Here is a 17708-nt window from a genome sequence, read left to right as displayed (position 1 = left end):
TGGGTAATAAAAACATCGATTTCGGCAGTTCGTTCGTTGGAGACGGGACAACTGATCTTCAATTTGGCCATAGGATATCCTTTCTAAACATAAAGGATATTTTTTATCACCAAAGCGACTTTTATAATTCATTGATTTTTAATTATATTTAATCAATAAACAAATCATCTAATTATGAAAATAACAGTTATTGGTGCCGGAGCTGTGGGTGCAACCACAGCAGATAATATTGCCAGAAGAAATTTTGCCGAAGAAGTAGTTTTATTGGACATTAAGGAAGGTTTTGCTGAAGGCAAAGCTCAGGATATGATGCAAACATCTGCTCTATTGGGCTTTGATACCAAAATCAAAGGTGTCACTAACGACTATTTGCAAACTGCCGGTTCATCCATCGCTGTTATCACTTCCGGCATTCCACGTAAACCTGGAATGACACGCGAAGAGCTTATCGGAACAAATGCCAATATTGTCAAAGAGGTAGTCCAGAACCTGATAAAACATTCTCCTGATATAACGATTCTCATTGTTTCCAACCCTATGGATACGATGACATACTTAGCATTAAAAGTCTCCGGACTCCCAAAAAACAGAATCATAGGTATGGGAGGTGCTTTGGATTCTTCAAGATTCAAATACCAAATAGCCACCAAACTGAACGCTTCCCCTGCCGACCTGAATGCCATTGTAATTGGCGGTCATGGAGATACAACCATGATTCCTCTTATCAACAAGGCTACATGGAACAGCATTCCTGTGAAAAATTTCCTTACAGAAGAGGAGAAGGCAGAAATCGTCCACAAGACTATGGTAGGAGGAGCAACCCTTACCGCACTTATAGGTACATCGGCTTGGTATGCGCCTGGAGCTGCTGCTGCCGCCATGGTGGAGAGCATAGCCTTGGACCAAAATAAACTTTTCACCGCTTCCGTCTATCTGGAAGGCGAATTCGGGCAAGAGGACATCTGTATCGGGGTGCCCGTAATCCTCAATAAAAACGGTTGGGACAAGATCGTTCCACTAGATCTTGATGCCGAGGAAAGCGCCAAATTTGAAGACAGCGCTCAAGCTGTAAGAAAGATGAATCAGGTATTGAAAGATAACAACATTATTTAAAAAGCATATTGAACAATATCTTATCTTTGAGAGGACTTTACCCAAAGTCCTTTTCTTTTTTTGTTTGATGTATGAAAATAATTCCATTAGAAATTTTAGCCCTAGAAAAAGAAGGGTTTCACCTTATTCTGCATATAGAAATTTTAGACAAACCTTTCAAGATGGTATTGGATACGGGAGCTTCAAAGACCGTATTGGACAAAAACACACTCCTTCAGGCTGGAATAGATGAACAAAAACTCGTAACGACGAGTATCCTCTCTTCGGGCTTAGGAACGAATGAAATGCAGTCCGCAGTATTTACCCTTCCCTATCTACGTATAGGAGCATGGGAATGCAAAAATTTTGAGGTTGCCGTTTTGGATCTTTCCACCATAAATTATGCTTATAGTCAGATCAATGCTGACCCGGTAGTAGGGGTATTAGGCGGCGACATACTGTACAAATATGGAGCGGTAATCAACTATAAAAAGAAAACACTTCAACTCAACGACAGGCCTTCTCCTCTATACAAAAAATAGAAGCCATCCATAAAGGATGGCTTCTTGCTACAAATGATATGACACACTTAATAAGAAATAGCTGCTTGTAAATCTGTAGTCAATGTTGACTGCTCATAGGTTCTTCCGAACCTGTCTGTAGCAACAACCTTCACCGAATTGTAGGCTGTATTATCCGGCAGGTCGAAAACATAAAGATGTTTTGTCGCTGTCGTATAGTTATCTGGATTTCTGTTGAGTACTCCTAAGTGATACCCCAAAGACCAAGCGTCTTTATTCAAGGCTGTTTTCAATGTCATGTTACCCAGTTTCTGATTTCCTACATATACTTCTATCTTCCATTCTGGGTCTGCATTCCACACGTTGGCTATCAAGCGATTTTCTGGCTCGTTGTACGAGTAGAATCCATAGGTGCCGCCGTAGGAGGCATTTCCTTTATGAAGGCGAATCTGAAAGGTGCTTGGAAGCTTTGTGGGTTTGTAGATCCAATTTTTCACAGTTGTGCCGTCAATTTCGTAGATAGCATAACCATTTGGTGTGCCGTCACCATTGATAGTAGATTTCCACCATGCACCACATGCTGCAGCATGTACATGCTCATAAATTTCTTTTCCAGACACATTGTGGATATAGTTTTCATTATAATGTGTGTGGCCGGCCATCAGATGTACCTCTTTAAAATCCTTTATAAGATTAAATAATCGAGAGCGGGTAGAGAAGTTCGTACCACGTATTGGCATATGGTAATAAAGAATCAAAAGCTTGTCTTTCGGAACGAAGGAAAGATCTTTTTCCAACCAGTCCAGCTGCTCGTTACTAAATCCTAAGCTATAGCTGGAATTGTTGCTGAACACCACATTGTCCATACACACAAAATGTACGTCACCTCTGTTGAACGAATAATTCAATGGACCATATTGTGTTTCAAAGGTCGTTGAATTTCTTGGAGTTGTCGCATTACCACCTGTCTTGTCGTGGTTACCGATAGTGGTGAATACCTTCATCGACGAAGAACCGAGAGCTGTTTTCATGGCGTTAAACAGACTAGGCTGATCGGCAACGATATCTCCCAACGAAATACCATAAGCCGGCAAGGAAGATGTAGCTAGCTGCTCTTTGATATCCGCCATGGTCTCGTTGTTAAAACGGTCTACCTCGTTGCTGTTGGCTACCTGTGGATCACCAATGGCATATAAATAGAATTTGGATTCATTGGTAGTAAGCTTTTTCAAGATAAAATCATGCTTTTGTGGTGCATCAGAGCTACTCAGTGTAGCATAAAACAAAGCCATATTGCGCCCTGTCGCTACATTGACTTCATATCCTGCAGGAGTGGAATAATATACAAAGGTAGCTTTGCTATTCTTCTTAAATTGATATTCCCCTTTAGCGTTGGTCTTCACGACTGAATATCCATCACTTACCACCACATCGGGAATAGGATTATAATCAGCGTCTACCACATGACCATACACATTATTTCCCTGCTCTAGAACAATATTTGAAAGCTTTTTACTAGGGTCTTCTACCCCTGGTGTATCCTCCAATACGGGATCCGATGTAGACTTGCCACATCCAATGCCCACCAGCGTGAATGCAAGAAAGTAGATTAAAAAATTAAGATACTTTTTCATAATAAGATTTATTAAGTGTCATTATCATTTAAGGTGTAGGTCAGCTGTCAGGCATTCAGCTTCAACAGCTGTATCTCGTCTTTGCTTATCAACTTAACTAAAGTAAGGGCAGAGTTTTCCTGCACCAACCTTCTATAGTTTTTTAAAGGCATTCCCAACTTGGAAGCCATAAAAAATCTGTTTACGCCATTGTGACCAACAATAAGCACCGTTTTATCCTCATATCTTTCCAATAATTCCTGATAAAAATCATCTAGACGGTCAATCACTTCTTTGGCGGTTTCTCCAGTACGTCCTGCTCTATGTGTTTCGGGATCGGTCAGCCACTTGCTCCACGATTCAGGATCTTCACTTTGGAATTCTTCAGGGCGTTTACCTTCCCATTCACCAAAGTCTACCTCTATCAATCTACTATCAGTGACAACATCCACCGGACGGCCCGAAGCAATTCCTGCTGTCATCTGTGCCCTCTTTAGAGGCGAAGAAAATATAGCGTCAAAGGTAAAGTCCTTCAACAATTCCTTCATTCTGTTTGCCTGGGCTATTCCCCTTTCTGTAAGTCTACGTCCGTGCGCCCGCAATATCTGTTGCCATCAGCATTATAAGCTGTCTCTCCGTGTCTAAGCAAACAAATAGTAACCATTATATGTAATTAAGTTCTTTTAATTTATCCTTAAATAATTGATATTGTTCAGTATAAGCATTGACAAGTTCCTCATCCGGCAATACTGTCTTTTCCACCTTTGTCATGGCTTTGGCTGCCTCCGTCAGAGAGTTGTAGTATGTCTTTGAGGCGGCCATAATGGCAGCGCCTAATGCTCCTCCAGCCTCTTTACATTTATGGATAGGCACATTAAGCACAGAAGCTCGAATGGCTAACCATACATCACTCTTACTTCCTCCTCCTGCCGTATAGACAGCATTGACTTTTTCTTTGTGAGAGCTCTTCTATGATCTCGTATGCAAGTTTTTCGATGAAGGCCACTCCTTCTAAGTTGGCTGCGTAAAGCAGCTCTTTAGAAGCTGTGTCCGGCACTATACGTCGCGCCTGGGGCGACATTACCGGATATCGCTCTCCGTCTTGTAGCAGAGGCCATGCCACTAATCCCGTAGGTATCAATGTGGCAGCTATACCATTCAGCTCTCCCAAATCTTGTCCCTTATAGTCTAATGATATCCAATCGGCACCGGTATTACTTGCGCCTCCCGGCATCCAGTAGCCTTCTGGATGTCTATGGCTGTATAGCCTTCCCAGAGGGTCTACCACATTACGTTCGGTAACGCCTTTGATCACTAGTGTAGTACCTATGGTAGTATTCCAACTTCCCGGCGTCACGGCCCCCGAAGCCATCTGGCTGGCACATCCGTCCGTAATACCTACTACGACATCCAATTCCGGAAGATTCCATCGTGCTGCCAGACTTTTATCCAGCTTACCCACTACCGTTCCAGAAGGGACTACCTCCTGCAACCATTCGGGCTTAAGACCTAATTCATCAAAAATATAGCTTGGCCATTGTTGCTTTTCGAGATCATACGCAGACTTTAACACGTTTGTATAGTCCGTAATACGGTAGTTACCCGACAGTTTACCTACAATATAATCTGAAGCATGAATCCAAGTATGTATAGCCCCCACCTTTTCGGGATAAGTTTCTACAAACCATACCATTTTACTAATCCCGCTAGAAGCGTTAAATCCGGTATATGCATTAGGATTATACTGTGTAGCAAGATGCTTTATACGTTTGCCTTGTTCTGCGGATCGTGGATCGCTATACATTATGGCATTATGCAACGGTCGATTACTACTATCCAGAGGAATTACTGTCCCTGATGTAGAAGTAACAGAAATCGCACGGATTTTATTTTTGTCGATATTTAAGTTTTCCACTATGTGGTCTACGATTTCCAGACAACATTCCCACCACATATCGGGATTCTGTTCCTCACGGAAGCCCTCACTCAGCGCAAACTTTTTCTCTCCAGCGCCTACCACCTCTCCGTATTCATCCACCAAGACTACACGTGCTCCCTGCGTACCTATATCTACACCGAAAAAGAATGTTCTCATCTACGAAACGTGTTTAAATGTCTTACGCGCCTTTTTCCATTCCTGATAAAGACTTTCAAATTTTTCCTGTTCACGAGGGAAGGTTTCTTCTAACACCGAAGGCGTCTCATTAGGAATTCCTAGCGCTTCATTACAGATAAAAGCCCCTCCCAGCACCGATGCCTGACGGAATGTATTGCGGATACGGATGCTCTTGCCTAAAAGATTGGCCAAATACTGACGTAATGACCTACTCTGTACTCCCCCACCACAGGCCCAGATATAGCTTTCATTGTGCGAAGAAACATCACACAAAAATTTATAGTTCTCATAAATAGAACATGCAATATCCCACAGGATGGAGAAGACAAAGCTGCCTCGGGTAAGCTGGTGCGAAACAGGTGCATTAAAAATAAAACCACCTTTGACCAATGGTTCCTCCTCATCGGCAATCAAAGATCCTAAAGAAGCCACACACTGAAAATATGTTGTTTCAACAAGTTCTTTTTCTATGACATCATATCCTTCGTTAGGGTAGAAAATCTCTTTAAGACGTTGATAGTTAAGTCCTGTAACGCCGGCGTTGGCCTCCAAAATAAAATTATCTTTATCGATATGGCGACTTGTCCATGTACGTTGATCTGGATCCTTCTCAAATGTGCTGACAATCTTGATAATAGGCGTAGTAGTACCTGACACGATCACCACGTCGTTAGGTGAAGGTTCCATACTGCGTATAGCTAGTTGGGTATCACTACCTCCCACTACCACAACAGCATCTTTTGATATGCCGTATTGTTCGGCAACCGCAGGTAATATCTTTCCTAGGATACTTCCAGAATCTTTAAGTTCAGGTAATATTGACATAGACAAATCAAACAGACTCAGCAATACGTCTGACCATTTTTTCGCTTCTACGTCATAGAGCAAGGTCTCCGATGCCTGCGAATGTTCATAAGCTTCTACGCCAGAAAATTTAAACTGTATCCAGTCCGAGATACTCATCACACAGGAAACCTTCGCAAATTGATCCGGATAAACGGCACGTAAGCTACCAGCTTGAATGCTGAAAAAAGGGATGTAGGATAACGTCCGGACAACTCATAAACAAGGTCTTTATCTTTTAGATCTTTTTCCCACTTTCTACCTCTGTGGTCTATGTTAGGCATTCCTAACAAAGAATTTCCCTCCCTATCGACCACTACAATACCTTCGCGTTGACTGGTAGCTGTGATGGCTCTGATATCTATATCACCGGCCTCCTGCAAGGCTTCTTTGGAAAGTCTTGTAATTTGACTCCAAAGCTCGTCAGGCTCAAAGTATATAGACTCTTCGTAATTTTCGTCAGTGATGTAATGTACGTTTTCCCGCTTAATAGACAGTATCTCTCCATCCGTGGAGACCACGCCTACACGCGCATTGCCTGTACCGATATCTACTATTAAATGTCCTTGCCTAGCCATAATTAGATTTCGTCAATAGTTTCCAACACAGCTTTATTTACCAATTGTTTTATTTTCTTGTTTCCATTATGAAAATACTCACGAAGATTATTGTTCATAATGAAAGCATGATGGTCTTCCACCTCATGTGTCGCCCCGGCAATATGTGGCGTAGCCAACACATTTTTATGCAGGATCATTCTGTAATCGATTTCATCGGGTGGTTCATGGTAAAACACATCCAACACAGCACCTCGGATTTTTTCTCCTTCGATAAGTTCCAGAAGATCTTCTCTATTTACCACCACTGCTCGTGCCGTATTGACAAAGATGGCATCTTTCTTCATCAACGATAGATAGCGCTTATCAATCATTCCTTTAGTTTCAGCAGTTACAGGAAGATGGATACCTACTATATCACATTTAGAGAATATTTCTTCCAAACTTACCTTCTTAAAGTCTGGATTAGGGTCTGTATAGTAAGGATCATAATAATAGATATGAGCGGGAAACTCCTTCAACATGCGAGCAATGTATTGACCTACCGCGCCGAAGCCTACCATACCTACTTTCTTTCCTGCTATCTCATTTCCTTTGAACTGAAGGTACGAAGTATGTGCTCCTTCACCCCAATTCTTTCCTTCCAACCACTGGATAGCTGGCAAGGTGTTGCGCATAATGGTAATCACATTGGCAATAAACATTTCAGCTACCGCTTGTGCATTTCTTGCCGGAGTATTGAAGACCGGGATGCCAAGTTCTGTAGCCACCGCCAAATCTATATTGGATGGAGTACCTCTGCAGATCCCTACAAATTTAAGATGCGGATTTGCATAAAGAACTTCAGCCGTAATTTCATCATGTTCAGAAATCAAAGCATCAGCTCCTGTCTCCTTCAACATTTCTATAAGTTCCTGCGGATTATAAGCTCTACCATGTGGTTTCCAAGATCGGTAAATCACCTCATCAAATAAACCTTCTAATTCCTTCAAAGCATCTTTATTCTCGTAAGGAGCTGTTAATAAAACTTTCATAATATTTCGACTTCTAAATAACTATTTAATTTTCTTCTGACTTATCTAATGTTATAAACTTCGTTAATATGGCACTAAGAACGTATAGGCCCGCTAAGACCCATATTACGCCTGAATTACCTATCGCAGCAATCAATAGCCCCACCAAAGCAGGACCTACAAATACAGGCAAGCCGGCACCTAAATTAAGTATAGCCATGGCAGCACCTTTGTCTTCCTTCACCAAAGAAGGCACCAATGCCGACAGCGGTACATATCCCGCCAGCAAAGCACCCCACGCCACACCACTTGCCATCACCGCCCAATAATTACCGTCAAACCACACCGGCGAATAATAAAACAACACTGTGGTGACAGCACAGCCTACACCTCCAAACCACATAATGGTATTCTGCCAGCCCAAACGATCACCCACCAAACCGAAAATCAGATTGAAGATGATATTGCTCGTGAAAATGGTCCCCCAGATACGTAACCATTCTGTAGTCTCAAAGCCATGTTCAGCCATATACATCGGTAGAAAAACAGGAAAAGCAAACTGTGCCGTAGTGTTGATTACACGTACAATTCCTCCCAACAAAACTTTAGGTTCCTTCTTTACTATCGTAAGACCGTTGATAAGCTCTTGTGCCTTCGACTTATTGGAACTTCCCAAATCAAACTTATCTTTGTTAAGTACCAACGCAAAGAAAGCCCCCACCAAAACCCATACGATAGAACTCCATAAAGTATTGCTGTACCCTAAGCTGAGGATTGCCCAGCTCGAGTAATATGCCCCCAAGACATTAAGCCCTCCGGTAAATACAAACCAAAACCATCCTACCGCAGCACTTAACTTTTGTTTAGGAGCCTTATAAGTAATCCATACCATGAATGAATAAGCAAACAAAGGATATCCAAACCCTCTTATCGCATAAAATATCATCATGGTCGTAAAATCCAGATTGGCCATTCCCAAACCAACAAATCCTATCGTGCCAATAATATAAAGTAATACCCCCATCCACATTGCTTTCCGAGGGCCATAACTTTCTGCCAAAACTCCTGAAAACCAAGAAGAAATAGCAATAGTAATCCCATAAATGGTAAATAGACTGGCAGATTGCTGTATGGACATACCGTGCTCTACCAGATAGGGACTCAACCACCCTTGTTCCACGCCATCTCCCATCATGAAGATTAAAATCCCCAAGTAGCCCCATTTTAAGTTTTCAGGTAAGCCCACCTTGTTATAAAAACTTTCCTGTATCATAATTTTTGTCGTAGGTTTTATTGGTTATGCATGACTAATATAAGTATTCTTAATAAAAAAAAAAGATTTTGAAATAAAAAAAAAGAGCTTTCGCAAGCTCTTTTAAAAGAATCTAAACAAACTATAACTATTACAATCGGAATGTAGCAACCACAAAATAATGGTCACTCGGATAAATCCCTTTATAATTATCTTTTATGATATGTGAATCTACAGACTCGATAGGTCCTCTCGTAAAGATATAATCTATCTTTTTTGCTTTCGCGGCTCTCTCTTTGTCGTGGGGTTTGAATGCATGTGTTGTCCCCTCTACCTTGCCATTCGGTCCCACCTTTGTATAAGAATCTTTCCATCCGCTACTCAATACAGTCTTTACTACTTGCGAATTTGGCCCTGCATTGAAATCTCCGGTCATGATTTGTATAAAATCCGGCTGATATTGGGCGCTTTCGTCCAACACCATTTTAATCTGCTCGACACGAGCTTCTTCTTTCACGTGATCTAGGTGAAGGTTTACGACACGGATTTGCTTTCCTGTTTTCTTATCTTTCAGACGAACCCAAAAAGCGTTTCTTGCACGTGCCGATTCCCAAGAAATGCTACCCGCCTTCAATGGTGTTTCCGAAAGCCAATATCCTCCGGCCGTCAACAATTCAAACCTCTTCTTGGAAAAGAATATCGGATTTTTGGCTATGCCGTGATATCCTTCTTTATACATGTCCATCTCGGGGCCGTCAAAGCCTAAAGCAAAATAATCTGATAAACCTTTTTTTAGATCTTCAAACTGATTCGCCAGTACTTCCTGAAAACCGATGATGTCAGCTTTTTGATTTTTAATAACTTTCACACAAGCTTCTTTTCTGGTTTTCCAGCCGTTGCCTGTCTTTTCATCCTCCGGAAGATCAACCCGTATGTTGCAGGTCATAACTCTCAAATCGCTCTTGCCCTGCAAAACATCTGCACTATAGGCAAAAGTTTGCTCTCCGGAAAACAAAACAGCACCGGAAAGAAGTCCTAATTTTTGCAAAAAGCCCCTTCTAGAAGAAGCGGGCTTTTTATCATCATTCTCAAACATATAAATACTAGTTATTCACTAATACATTTTCACCTAAATAAGCACCTTCAGCAATCAACTCAGCTCTAAGCTCATTGACATCTACCTCTGCCGGCTGAATTCCTTTACGAACAGCAATCTTCGCTGCACGTCCTGCTGCCTCTCCCATAGCCATACAAGGAGCCATCACACGAATGGCTGACATGGCCTCATGAGTAGTAGAAATAGAACGCCCTGCAACCAACAAGTTTTTCACTTTAGCAGGCACTAACGAACGATATGGAATATCGTAGCTGTCACCACACCATTTCAAAGTACAGTCTCCACCTTCAGGGTGATGTATGTCTAAAGGATAACTTGCCACAGCTATAGCATCATCAAATCGTCTGCAAGAAAGAAGATCGTCAGCTGTCAACACATATTTTCCTACTATACGACGGGTCTCACGTATACCTAAAAACGGCGCCATCTTGGTGAATCTCGCATTCTCAAATCCTGGAACGAACCCTTTCAGATAACGTTGGATTTCCTCGATCTGACGACGTCCTTCCATCTCACCGAAAGTCAGACTCTCAGGGTTGGTTCCGTCTACACCATTGATACGAGACATGTTAACCCAGATTTCCCCTTCTCTCAACCCGGTGATGAGGATGGTACGCTCTACAGGCAAATTATATCCTGCTTCACGCGCCTTAGCCATAACCGATCGTAACCCCACCACAATAAATTGGTGGTTCTGTCCGAAATATTCTGCAGGAATAAAATCGGTAAGGTAAGTACGAGGCTCCTCGGCGATGGACATTCTAAGCTTTTCTGTATCAACACCCGCCATACAGAACATCAGTGTAGGAGGCTGTGTGCCGCCGAAGTCATTTCCCTGCTCACACTCTACCCCTGCTTTATAAGCGATATCCGCATCTCCCGTACAATCTATTATTGTTTTTGCTAGGATAGCTTCCCTTCCTGATTTGCTTTCGATGATGACACCTTTGAGCTCATCCCCTTCCATCACTACACCTGAAGCAAAAACATATAACAATACTTTCACTCCAGCTTCCTCCAGCACCTGCAGCCCTACATTCTTGACCGCCTCAGGCTCCACCAAGGTCAAACTCATATGTAAAGGACACGGTCTATGCTCCGACGCCGCATCGATAGCTTTAAGTCTGTCGATAAATCTTTTGTCGGCAACCCTTTGATAATCTGTATTACCTTTTTGGCCCAAGAATCCCAATACCGGCAAACCGATAGTCATATTGCCGCCAACAAAGCTTCTACTCTCAATCAAAGCTACTTTCAAACCATCGGAAGCAGCCGCCTGAGCCGCAATAATCCCAGCAGGTCCCCCACCAACTACAAGCACATCCACATCCAAGCGCACAGGAATTTCACGTGCCGGCTCAAGTATTGTTTTCACTTCACTCATAATATTTTATTTAATATTTTCTTTACGCAACTAATTGTTTTCTGTTTCTAAAGCGGGAACTTTTTCCCTTTTGATCATTGTCCATAATACCAATACCGCAATAGGATGCATGAAGGCCATAGCAATGAAGATGGTGCCCGCACCTACTGAACCCATCATCTGCCCTACGAAATAATTGAAAAGCACAGCACCCAAAGCTCCAAAACCTCCTGCGATACCTAATACAGACGCCACATTTTTCACCGGAAAAGCTTCAGCGATAACTACACTTAAAGTGAACAGCCAGCTTAGACATGCTACCGCCACTAAAGCAAATATAAGGATCGTCAAAAATGGATTCGACACATAGGTAGTAAGACAGCATAAAGGCGCCAATACCGCTACGGAGGTTAACATGATCTTTCGAGCCAACAAAGGCTCCTTGCCATTACGCACCATCCTATCCGACCACGCTGCCGTACCTATAGCTCCTAGGTCAGCCACCAAAAAAGGAATCCAACCAAACATACCTATTTGCGCCAATGTAAGCCCCGACTCTTCTTGCAGATATCCTGGAAGCCAGAACAAACAAAAATACCAAACCGGATCACTTACAAAACGGATAATCAGGATACCCCATAATGATTTAGTCGTCCATAGCTGTCCCCAAGTAAAGCTTCTTCCAGAATCCTTCACCGGATTTTCCCTTTCTACTTCTTGCCTTACCTCTGCCGGTGGCTCCGTATAAATCAAAAACCATAATAATGCAATAATCAACCCCACCACTCCGGCTACAATAAACACCATGTGGAAATTGAATTGCATGGCCAGCCAAGCAACCAATGGTGGCGCAATGATTGCTCCTATCGAACTCCCCGCAACACACAGACTATTGGCTGTAGCTCTCAGCTTTCCGGAAAACCAGACGGCGACAACCTTAATCTGCGCCGGAAAATTGGTAGGCTCTGCAGCTCCCAACAGTCCCCTGAAAAACAAAAAAGAACCAAACGTCCGAGATATCCCGCCCCCCAGACAGGCTACCGACCACCCGATAATCCCCCCCAACATCACCCGACGCTCGCCAAACTTATCTACCAACCATCCCGCCACCGGATACATCAAAGCATAAAATATCGATAAATACATTCAATACCAACGCATAGCCATCATCCCCAAGACTAAACTCCTCTTTAAGCATCGGCTTCAAAATAGAAACAATCTGTCTATCAAAATAATTGAATACTATTGCTAAAAATATTACTGAAATAATAAACCAGCGACGACGCGATGGCTTTATCGGCAGCACAAATCTTGACATAGGCTTATAAAAAAGGTTATCTCGCTTTATTGTAAATCAAATATAAAAATTAAAAACAAAAAATAAAATAATTTAAGAAAATTAAATGTTTTTAAAATAAATCCAAAACATATTCACTGTCATTATCTCTTTCATACACGACTTCCGTAGCCGACAACGGTGTAAATGTCTTCACATACAGCTTGTTGTTAGGTATATCTAATGTCAAAGTACGCATAAGACCACCTCCTCCATTACGGTCTTCTTCACCGAAAGGAGCTTTTCTACGACTTTGGTAGTCCGTCAAAATAGATTTGATTTTATTGCCTTTATAGAGATCCACACGATGTGCTTCTCCCGAAATATGCCCCCCTAACATGAGAAAGACATTGGTATAATCCTTAAAGAAATTATAGATAGCCTTTCCTTGTGGAGTGAAGTTAGGCTTAGCTTTTCCATTATATCCCTTATCCGGATAGTACATACTTTCACTCCCTTCCGGTCTGCGTAAAAGAGAATGGCTTACGATTATAGCTTTTCTGTTTTTGTGTTCTCTAAGAAGCTTTCCTGCCCATTTGAACACACGCTCCTCCAATTCTTCATTTTTCTCCGTCTTGGCTGTTTTCTCGTTATACCCGATGAAGATGACAATAAAATCCTTACCTCCAGCAGAGAATAGACTATAATGGTTCTCGCTGGTAGCTTGATTTTCGAAGGCACCACCATAATAGGATTTTCCCGAAAAATGTTCTAATCCAAAATATTTAGGATACCCCTCTTTCATAGCTCCCGGAGTTCCCATAGGTGTAGTATCGTGATTGCCTATCGCCACACCATAGGGTATACCCTCTGGATATCCTTCAATAGGTTGCTCCAACTGATACATTATCTTCGCTCCTATTTCCCATTCTTTCAGCCTTTTCTCACCATGATCCGACATGTCTCCCAAGTGGATAACATAAGCAATATTCTCTTTTAATGCATTAGCCCTTATCCAATCGATCTGATTTTGAAACATCTGAACCGTACCATTATGTTTTTTAGCTGTATAATACTGGGTATCCGGTAATAGAGCAATGGTAAAAACTCCTGGATTTTGCTGAGCAATTAAGGCAACTACCCATAATAGGGCTGCTAACAGCAAAGCAATTATTTTTTTTCATAGACATATAATTTTGGTTATCGAAAGGTAAATTTAAGTTTTGTAAACAAAATTAAAGATATTTTAATATTATTTTTTTGTTACAAAATATCGAGGATATTCCTTATTTTCGTAATATATTAATCAATTATCCATGAAAAATATTACGGATAGACACGAGTATATTCTGAAGAAAATTAAAGAGAAGAACAAAGTTTCGATTCAGGAGCTTTGTGAGGAGATGAACGTTTCGAGTGTTACTATTCGAAAGGATTTAAAAATCCTAGAGGAAAAGAACCTTCTTTTCAGAACCAAAGGGGGGGCTTCCAACAGCAACCCTTATGCCATTGACCGCCCTATCCTAGTAAAAGAATTCATCAACTCGGAAGAGAAAAATAAGATAGCAAAAAAAGCTGTGGAGATGATTAAAGATAATGATTCTATCATGATAGGGTCAGGAACTACGGCTTACGCTTTAGCGAGACATCTTAACCCCACGCACTGTTTGACTGTAATCACGCCGGCTTTAAAAGTTGCTTTAGAGCTCTGCAACAAATCTAACATCGAGGTGTTGCAGTTAGGAGGTTTGATACGTCCAAACTCTTCTTCCGTGGCAGGACAATACGCTATGCGTATTTTGGATGATGTTTCTTGCGGTATTTTGTTTTTAGGAGTCGACGGAATAGACCTTGAGTTCGGCATCACTATAAGCAACCTTACTGAAGCTACATTGAATCAAAAAATGCTTTCCACGGCACAGAAAGTCGTCATCCTTGCGGATAACACCAAGTTTGGACGTCGTGGTCTTGGTAAGGTATGTCAGCTGGAAGACGTTGACTACATTATTACAGACTCCAAAACTCCATCCAACTATATCAGTGCATTGGAAGAAATAGGTATAAAAGTTATTGTTGCTTAAGAAATTTCATTTCCTCCATAAAAAAAGAAAACCTCAGCCACAGCTGAGGTTTTCACGTTTTATCATATATCTATTTCTGGTAGATACGTATATAATCTATCCCTAGACGACCGCCATCATTGTTAGCTCCTTTTTTCACCAAAGTAATCCTAAAGCGGACTATACCGTCTATATCCAGAGGAATAGGACCGTCCGGATAACGTTTGTTCTCTGTAATGGTAATCAAATCACCTATCTGATGCCAGGTCACACCGCTATCTTTGGAATAAGAGATACTTACCTGCAATGGCAACTTGCCCGCCCCGGCATCCGTAGCTGTTGCCGGATAAAGATAAAGTTCCATTTTACTAGCGCCATAATATAGGTTTTTGTTCAGCTCAATATACGATCCTTCGGGCCCTGTCATCATCAACCCTGTTTGATCCCCCTTATTGGTACTGTTTACATATCCATTGGTATGGGTAAAGTTACCGGAATTCAAGATATAGGCCCCTCTAAAAATCCATGGCAAACCGCTTGTAGGAAGAACAATATCATGATTCAGGTTGGACGAGCCTCCTATTTTATCCGAAAAATCTTCTGGGAAACCTTCGTACAACTCTCCCGGTCTGTACGGCTCCATCTCCATTTCTTCCACATGCTCTAGCCGCTGTAAAAGCAAAACCGGAGAACCTTGCGCGTTTCTCTGCAACAAGAAGGTATAATTGGCCAAATTGCTCACCTCTTGGTTGGCGAAAACTGCTCCTGCATTTACAGGCACCTCTATTTCTGATACCCAATCCGTAATTTTCAAGTTGTGAGCAAATTTCTTTCCTACCTCGGGATCCACGACAAACATGGAATTCAAAGCTATCAACGTACTTTCATACTTATCTACCTCTGCCTCCAATGCAGAGATAGAGCTAAATGTAGCACTTATTAGTGGGGATTTTCCGCTAGCGACCCTTTCTATGGAAGCCGCAGGAACATTTTCTACGGTTAGCACTCCGTCCTTTCGTGTCAATGTCAAACCTTCCACTTTAACCACTAGCGAGTCTCCATATCTATATTGGGAAGCTTCCGAGCCCACGTCCAAGGCTATACCGCTTACCATATTACCTTTATACCCTTGCAGAACAATTTTTCCACTCGGCGCATTGCCTGATTCGACGTCCGAGATGACTACTCCCGTGATGGAAACCGCTGCTTTCATATTGGATTTTGCCAATACCACCGGAGTTTCGTTATATATCTTTCTCAAATCATAGATAGAAAGATTGGGATTGGGATCTCCCGTGATGGGCATATCCAATTCACAGGCTGTAGCAACTATTGCTAGACAGCATATCTGAATAAACTGTTTAATATTTTTCATAACCGGATGGGATTTATTTTTAATGAGTTTGAGTCTGCCACCATGTCAATGTTTTAAGGTTGTCCGGACCTTGAATATCCACAGCTTCCTTATAGTTTGCCGGATTGGATGCCTGTACCGAGCTAGGATAATATAATCTAGTTGGCATAATAGCATCATTCATCAATCCTGGACCTTTAGGCAACACAGGATGACCGGTACGACGGTACTCGGCCCACGCCTGAATATCGGTATAGAGCAAGGTCAGATACTTCTGATAATGAATCTTCTCCATCTTTTCATCCAAAGATAAAGTGTTATCCCAAGCCACATTTGGATTGGCTAGATAGGTAGAAGCTGCAGAAGAAGATTTTCCCCACAGAGTGATACGTGCCGTCACGCCGGCATTATAGAAGCTTTGTGCTGTTCCGGCAGCAGAAGTTACGAGCTCACGGGCAGCAATTTCAGCCAATATAAGCTGCACTTCACCATAATTCATGATGTTGCCTGTCAATGGACTAGACTTCAACGTAGCAGCCAACGTAGACCTTCCTTCAGGCGTCTGACCTACCGTATAACCACTAGGAATACCTTCATATTCACCATTATGTTTTGCCAACCATGCGTCAATACAAGGATCATTATAATACAACAACTTATCCACAAAGAAGCTGGCAGCCTTAGGCTGTTTCCATTGCGCATCGGTCAAAGTCACATAAGGAGAAGCATAAGGAGCAACACCTGTCCAACGCAGTATAGCCGACTCATCATTAGAGGAAATCAATGGATAGTTGGCTTTGTTGGTCTCTACAATCTCTCTGATTTTTTCAAACACAAAATCTTGCACTTCTTCCTTATATGAAGCACGCAACAACAACCTCAGATACAAAGAGTTTCCAAGTTTTCGCCAGTAGCTGATATTCCCCTTGTACACTGGATCGCTTGTTGCCTTGATGTTCGAAGCATTGGATAGCAGCTCATTAGCCTCCTCCAAGCGTTCGAACAAATCCAGATAAATTTCTTTTTGTCTGTCAAATTTTGGTGTAAAGATACCGGAAGTACCTCCGAGGTTAGAGGTAAAATAAGGGATATCTCCATATGTATCCGTAATCATAGAATACACCCAAGCCTGACAGATCAACGATATACCCTTAAACGAATTAATCAGTTTCTCGTTACCTGCATATCCTTCCGGGGCACTTTTATACATATCTTTGAAATTGGTCAGCTGTAAGAACCAGTTGTTCCACGGAGCTTCTGACACACTGTTGGCAATGTCGTATCGGAAGATACGATCTGTCTCCACTAAGGTATTTACAGTAACCTGCATCAGCTCATTGGTGAGTGTACGCGTCCGGCTCATATTGTTGGTGACCGTTTGAGTCAAGGCTCTAGCCATCAAATATTCAGGTAGTGCTTTTTCACTAGAATTCGGATCCGTGTTCAGCTCCATAAAGTTCTTTGTACAAGAAGTCAAGAACAAGGAACAGACAAAAGCAACAAGTATATTTTTCTTATTCATAATCGTAAT

General features: G+C 41.9%; 16 protein-coding genes and 2 pseudogenes. 3 read left to right on the top strand and 15 right to left on the bottom strand.

The annotated features are described in order from the left end of the window. Positions 1–174 precede the first annotated feature (174 nt). Together SD31_RS04835 and SD31_RS04830 are read left to right on the top strand one after the other, a co-directional pair. The gene (locus SD31_RS04835) at positions 175–1113 is read left to right on the top strand and encodes a malate dehydrogenase (protein WP_039053311.1); all 939 of its coding nucleotides are present in this window, start codon (positions 175–177) and stop codon (positions 1111–1113) included. A 71-nt stretch (positions 1114–1184) separates the two neighbouring features. Beyond that, the gene (locus SD31_RS04830; RefSeq protein WP_039053310.1) at positions 1185–1634 is read left to right on the top strand and encodes a retropepsin-like aspartic protease; all 450 of its coding nucleotides are present in this window, start codon (positions 1185–1187) and stop codon (positions 1632–1634) included. Between the two features lie 47 nt (positions 1635–1681). On the opposite strand, the gene SD31_RS04825 is transcribed toward SD31_RS04830, so the two are convergent. The 13 genes and pseudogenes from SD31_RS04825 to SD31_RS04780 all read right to left on the bottom strand — a co-directional run bounded on the left by SD31_RS04825 (position 1682) and on the right by SD31_RS04780 (position 13928). Then, positions 1682–3247 carry a calcineurin-like phosphoesterase C-terminal domain-containing protein gene (locus SD31_RS04825; protein ID WP_039053309.1) on the bottom strand — a complete coding sequence of 522 codons (1566 nt, stop codon included), beginning with the start codon at positions 3245–3247 and terminating at the stop codon, positions 1682–1684. 47 nt (positions 3248–3294) lie between these two features. Next, positions 3295–3890 (bottom strand): annotated as a pseudogene (locus tag SD31_RS04820) (histidine phosphatase family protein). Next, positions 3890–4123: pseudogene (locus SD31_RS18445) on the bottom strand (carbohydrate kinase); the annotation flags it as partial. The pseudogenes SD31_RS18445 and SD31_RS04820, both read right to left, overlap by 1 nt. A 16-nt stretch (positions 4124–4139) precedes the next feature. Further along, the gene (locus SD31_RS04815; RefSeq protein WP_231561184.1) at positions 4140–5321 is read right to left on the bottom strand and encodes an FGGY-family carbohydrate kinase; all 1182 of its coding nucleotides are present in this window, start codon (positions 5319–5321) and stop codon (positions 4140–4142) included. Then, on the bottom strand, positions 5322–6305 hold the full coding sequence (locus SD31_RS18440) for an FGGY family carbohydrate kinase (protein WP_262506537.1): 984 nt from the start codon (positions 6303–6305) through the stop codon (positions 5322–5324). Beyond that, the gene (locus tag SD31_RS18435; RefSeq protein ID WP_262506536.1) at positions 6305–6763 is read right to left on the bottom strand and encodes an FGGY family carbohydrate kinase; all 459 of its coding nucleotides are present in this window, start codon (positions 6761–6763) and stop codon (positions 6305–6307) included. The genes SD31_RS18440 and SD31_RS18435 overlap by 1 nt, the downstream gene beginning before the upstream one ends. A 2-nt stretch (positions 6764–6765) precedes the next feature. After that, positions 6766–7776 carry an NAD(P)-dependent oxidoreductase gene (locus SD31_RS04805; RefSeq protein ID WP_039053308.1) on the bottom strand — a complete coding sequence of 337 codons (1011 nt, stop codon included), beginning with the start codon at positions 7774–7776 and terminating at the stop codon, positions 6766–6768. Positions 7777–7801: 25 nt separating this feature from the next. Beyond that, positions 7802–9028: an MFS transporter gene (locus SD31_RS04800; RefSeq protein WP_039053307.1), complete on the bottom strand. Its 1227-nt coding sequence runs from the start codon at positions 9026–9028 to the stop codon at positions 7802–7804. Positions 9029–9158: 130 nt separating this feature from the next. Next, positions 9159–10055 carry an endonuclease/exonuclease/phosphatase family protein gene (locus SD31_RS04795; protein ID WP_231561183.1) on the bottom strand — a complete coding sequence of 299 codons (897 nt, stop codon included), beginning with the start codon at positions 10053–10055 and terminating at the stop codon, positions 9159–9161. A gap of 55 nt (positions 10056–10110) precedes the next feature. After that, on the bottom strand, positions 10111–11508 hold the full coding sequence (locus tag SD31_RS04790) for an FAD-dependent oxidoreductase (RefSeq protein WP_231561182.1): 1398 nt from the start codon (positions 11506–11508) through the stop codon (positions 10111–10113). 30 nt (positions 11509–11538) lie between these two features. Next, positions 11539–12606: an MFS transporter gene (locus SD31_RS04785; RefSeq protein ID WP_231561185.1), complete on the bottom strand. Its 1068-nt coding sequence runs from the start codon at positions 12604–12606 to the stop codon at positions 11539–11541. Beyond that, complete coding sequence (locus tag SD31_RS18430; protein WP_231561181.1) at positions 12575–12805, bottom strand: hypothetical protein; 231 nt, start codon at positions 12803–12805, stop codon at positions 12575–12577. The genes SD31_RS04785 and SD31_RS18430 overlap by 32 nt, the downstream gene beginning before the upstream one ends. Before the next feature lie 91 nt (positions 12806–12896). Further along, positions 12897–13928, bottom strand: coding sequence for a metallophosphoesterase (locus tag SD31_RS04780; protein ID WP_039053304.1), 1032 nt, complete (start codon positions 13926–13928; stop codon positions 12897–12899). A 151-nt stretch (positions 13929–14079) separates the two neighbouring features. Between SD31_RS04780 and SD31_RS04775 the strand changes: the two genes are divergently transcribed. Further along, positions 14080–14844, top strand: coding sequence for a DeoR/GlpR family DNA-binding transcription regulator (locus tag SD31_RS04775; RefSeq protein WP_039053303.1), 765 nt, complete (start codon positions 14080–14082; stop codon positions 14842–14844). Positions 14845–14914: 70 nt separating this feature from the next. Here SD31_RS04775 and SD31_RS04770 read toward each other — a convergent pair whose 3' ends face one another. Together SD31_RS04770 and SD31_RS04765 are read right to left on the bottom strand one after the other, a co-directional pair. Continuing rightward, positions 14915–16198, bottom strand: coding sequence for a DUF5689 domain-containing protein (locus tag SD31_RS04770; protein WP_039053302.1), 1284 nt, complete (start codon positions 16196–16198; stop codon positions 14915–14917). Between the two features lie 19 nt (positions 16199–16217). Continuing rightward, entirely contained in the window at positions 16218–17699 is a 1482-nt protein-coding gene (locus SD31_RS04765) for a SusD/RagB family nutrient-binding outer membrane lipoprotein (protein ID WP_039053301.1), read from the bottom strand. Between the last annotated feature and the right edge of the window lie 9 nt (positions 17700–17708).

It is taken from the genome of Sphingobacterium sp. T2 (genome assembly GCF_000814685.1).
Classification (GTDB): domain Bacteria; phylum Bacteroidota; class Bacteroidia; order Sphingobacteriales; family Sphingobacteriaceae; genus Sphingobacterium; species Sphingobacterium thermophilum.
This window is presented reverse-complemented; position numbering and strand designations above follow the sequence as displayed.